Origin of the sequence: Flavobacterium sp. (assembly GCF_040382755.1) — a bacterium.
In the GTDB taxonomy this organism is placed as follows: Bacteria; Bacteroidota; Bacteroidia; order Flavobacteriales; family Flavobacteriaceae; genus Flavobacterium.
The window spans coordinates 1-4,303 of the sequence record NZ_JBEIET010000146.1; the positions used below are offsets into that span (position 1 = coordinate 1).

The following is a 4,303-nucleotide window of genomic DNA, read 5'->3' on the forward strand; positions in this document are numbered from 1 at the left end:
AATTAAGCAACGCGTTTTAAACGAGTACTTAATATTTGCCATTAAAAATCCGCAATTACTTGTAGAAATTGACAATAGCATTTCATATTTCGACAATAATGTGGGTATGGATGTAAATAAAGAATTAGGAAAATTTTTCTACAATAAAAATAATTTCGAATTGGCACAGAAGTACATCGAAAAATCCAATTCAAATGACATTGAAGCGATTGACTTACTTTTGAATAGTTATGATTTCAATAAGCAATTTGAAAAAATGGCAAAAAAAGCAGAAGTTTGCATTGATTTATTTCCAACCAAAGCCAATTTATATTATTATGCCGGAAAAGGAAATAACAACTTGAAAAATTTCAAAAGAGCAAAAGATTTTTTAGAAATGGGAATTGATTATGTTATTGATGATCCAAATTTAGAAGTCGGATTTTGCAAGCAATTTATAATTTGCGCCGAAGGATTATCGGATTTAAAAATGAAACAAACCTATCAAAAAAGATTAGATGCAATTTCTAAAAAATAATATGAATAAACTAGTTACATTTATAGTATTAGTAGTCGTTTTAGCTTCGTGCAAAACGAAAAAAACAGTCGTAGAACAAACCGTTGCTAAAGAAACTGTGGTTGATAATAAAGCGAAAGCAGTTATTGAAAAGCATTATCAAAATACGTTAAATTTTCAAACGGTTTCAATTCGTTCTGCTGCGGATTATGAAGACCAAAAACAATCTATTTCTATTAATGCCGATATCCGAATTAAAAAAGATGAAATCATATGGATTAATCTAAAATTTTTTGGAATCCCAATGGCAAAAGCACTTATAACACCAACAAGAGTTAGTTATTACGAAAAGGCTAACGGAACTTTTTTTGATGGTGACTATTCTATTTTAGCTAAAATGTTAGGCACCGATTTAGATTTTCAAAAAGTGCAGAATTTGTTGTTAGGACGTCCTATTGATGATTTAACTAAAGAAGTTTTTATTGCAGAAATTGCAAATAATTTAGTACAATTAAAATCAAAAAAACAAGCTGATATTGAAAAGTTATTTCGTTTTGAAACGGCAAATTATTTATTAAAAGAGCAATTTATCAATCAAATTTCAAAAAACAGAAATGTTTTAGTAAACTATCCATCTTTTAGTAATCAAGACAATATTTTTCTTCCAACTGGCGTTTCTATTATTGCCAACCAACAAAATCAAGTTAAAATTAATGTAGAATATAAAAAAATTACGTTTAATGAATCATTATCGTATCCATATTCTATCCCAGATGGTTATTCTCAAATAAAAATAGATTAATTTTGTAAAAAAAATTCAAGAATGAACAAATTTCTTTTATCCCTATTCGTACTCTTTTTTTCCTTTTCAGCAATGGCACAAATTGATGAGAAAGAAAAATTAGAACAAAGAAAAGAACAATTACAAAGAGAACTGTCTGAAGCAAAAACCAAACTTCAGAACGAAAAGAAAAAAGAAAAATCCGTTTTGAAAGAAATTGCGGGACAAGATGCCCAAATTAAAATTTCCGAAAAAATCATTTCTACAATCGCCAAACAAGCACGAATTTTAGACGACAATATTTATTTAACGCAATTAGAAATTAATAAGTTAAATAAAGATTTAAAAATAATGAAGGAAGATTATGCAAAAATGATTGTGAAATCATACAAAAGTCGTTCTGAACAAAGCCGATTTATGTTTGTATTGTCTTCTTCAAGTTTTTTGCAAGCCTACAAGCGCATACAATATATGAAACAATATGCAGGGTACAGAAAACGTCAAGCTGAAGAAATTAAAGTAAAACAAGCCCGATTAGGTGTCGCTGTTGGCGAATTACAAACTAACAAAAAAGAAAAAGAAGTAGTTATTGTTGAAAAAACAAAAATTAAAGCCGAACACGAAAAACTAAAACAAGAAAAAGTAGCAACGGCAAAACTTATACAAAAAGATAAGAAAAAAATTGCTGCAGATATCGCTAAAATGGATAAAGAAAGAAAATCCATCGATAAAAAAATCAAGAAAATGATTAACGATGCGATTGCTGCTGAAAACAAAAAAAATGCTGCAAAGAAAAAAGCGGCAGCAACAGCTTCCGGAAATACTGCACCTGTGAAAACTGCACCGGTTTCTTCTACAAAAATTGAATTAACACCTGAAGGAAAATTATCGTCAGATAGTTTTAAAGCCAACAAAGGGCAATTGCCTTGGCCTACAGAAAAAGGATATATTTCCACTGGATACGGAGATCAGCCACATCCAGATTATAGCAATATTGTCATTCATAATAGTGGAATCGACATCACTACGGATTCTGGTTCATCGGCACGTGCCGTTTTTGCTGGCGAAGTTTCTGGCGTACAAGTGTCTCAAACTACAAATACTTATACGGTACTGGTGCGTCACGGAGATTTCTTTACCGCATATAGTAATTTAAGTAGCGTTTCGGTTTCTGTAGGAAATAAAGTTACAGCAAAACAAACGTTGGGTAAAATTAAAACAAATGCCAAAGGAAATTCGGTATTAAAATTTGTTATCAATCAGAATACAACGGTTCTAAATCCAAAAAGTTGGTTAAAACCTAAATAATTTTTAGGAGCACAACTTTATATTTCCAGAAGACTTTCGGTCCCGCTATCCGCTATATTTTTTCTTTTGTTGCCTGAGGTACTCGAAGGCAACAAAAGAAAAAGATGCCGCTCCTATCGGGGCTAAAACACAACAATTGTTTTCAAAAAACTTTCAGCAAAAATCAGTAAAATCGACTCAACCTGTGTACCCATTAAAGTGCTTATATGTTTTTTTTACCACGGATTACACAGATTTTTTTAACGCAATCTATTGTTAACTATTTTGAGCGAAGCGTCTTATCGCATTTCAAAGAATCTATGTGCCTATGTGTTTTTTTTACCACGGATTACATAGATTCACACAGATTTTTTAATCCAGTCTATTGTAAGTTATTTTCAGCGTAGCGTCTATACGATTTCCAAAAATCTATATGCCTATGTGTTTAAAATAAACTTTTGTACTACCTTTGCACTATGCCAAAAATTGGAAACATAATTTTGCCCGATTATCCCTTGCTTCTTGCCCCTATGGAAGATGTAAGCGATCCGCCATTTCGTCGTTTATGCAAAATGCACGGAGCAGATTTAATGTATTCTGAATTTATTTCCTCTGAAGGTTTAATTCGTGATGCAATGAAAAGCAGAATGAAACTCGATATTTTCGATTACGAACGACCAGTTGGTATTCAAATATTTGGTGGCGACGAAGAAGCAATGGCACTTTCTGCAAAAATTGTAGAAACGGTTCAACCGGATTTGGTAGATATTAATTTTGGTTGCCCTGTTAAAAAAGTAGTGTGTAAAGGCGCTGGTGCAGGTGTTTTAAAAGATATTGATTTAATGGTGCGATTAACCAAAGCCGTCATCAAATCCACACATTTGCCAGTTACTGTAAAAACCCGTTTGGGTTGGGACGAAAGTTCTATAAATATTGATGAAGTAGCCGAACGTTTGCAAGATATTGGCGTACAAGCTTTAACCGTTCACGCCAGAACGCGCGCACAAATGTATAAAGGACATTCCGACTGGACACATATTGAACGTATTAAAAACAATCCACGAATTTCTATGCCTATCTTTGGAAATGGCGATATCGATTCTCCAGAAAAAGCGTTAGAATATAAAAATAAATTTGGTTTAGACGGTATGATGATTGGTCGTGCCGCCATTGGTTACCCTTGGATTTTTAACGAAATCAAGCATTTTTTCAAAACAGGTGAAAAATTAGCCCCACCAACTGTTGCAGACAGAGTAGTAGCCGCTCAAAACCACTTAATCTGGTCAATGGAATGGAAAGGCGAACGCGTGGGAATCGTAGAAATGCGTCGTCATTATACCAATTACTTCAAAGGCATTCAAGATTTCAAACAATACAAACAGCGCTTAGTTACCACCGATGGACACAACGAATTATTTGATATTTTTAATCAAATAAAAGAAGTGTATGCAAATTATGACACTGCTTTAATTGGGCAATAAACTAATTAGTTAATCTTAACTTGATTCAAATTCTTAACGGCCGTATTCCTAAAATCATCGTTTAGTTTGTCACCCTGAAAGGGTCTCAAGAACTATTTTCATTTTGTAAATTAGTGGAATCTGTGTCAATCTGTGTTTGAGTTTACGTGTTTCTTATTGAAAAAATTGCGAATCTCTTCGAAATAATCTAACTTTCCGTTTTCAAAATGAATTCTATGCAAACTATTTCTACAATTAAAATTCTTCATCTTGACACCA

At 32.6% G+C, this 4,303-nt stretch carries 4 protein-coding genes; all 4 read left to right on the top strand.

What is annotated here, in order from left to right:
- The coding region (locus tag ABWO04_RS10140) for a tetratricopeptide repeat protein (protein ID WP_502903984.1) at positions 1–517 on the top strand (517 nt) is incomplete at its 5' end.
- A 1-nt stretch (position 518) separates the two neighbouring features.
- Positions 519–1,298 (top strand): lipoprotein insertase outer membrane protein LolB1, encoded by a 780-nt coding sequence (gene lolB1 / locus ABWO04_RS10145; RefSeq protein WP_353079592.1) that lies wholly within the window; start codon positions 519–521, stop codon positions 1,296–1,298.
- 21 nt (positions 1,299–1,319) lie between these two features.
- Positions 1,320–2,585, top strand: a complete 1,266-nt coding sequence (locus ABWO04_RS10150; protein ID WP_353079593.1) for a murein hydrolase activator EnvC family protein — start codon at positions 1,320–1,322, stop codon at positions 2,583–2,585.
- A gap of 455 nt (positions 2,586–3,040) precedes the next feature.
- Complete coding sequence (gene dusB / locus ABWO04_RS10155) at positions 3,041–4,045, top strand: tRNA dihydrouridine synthase DusB (RefSeq protein WP_353079594.1); 1,005 nt, start codon at positions 3,041–3,043, stop codon at positions 4,043–4,045.
- Positions 4,046–4,303: the final 258 nt, after the last annotated feature.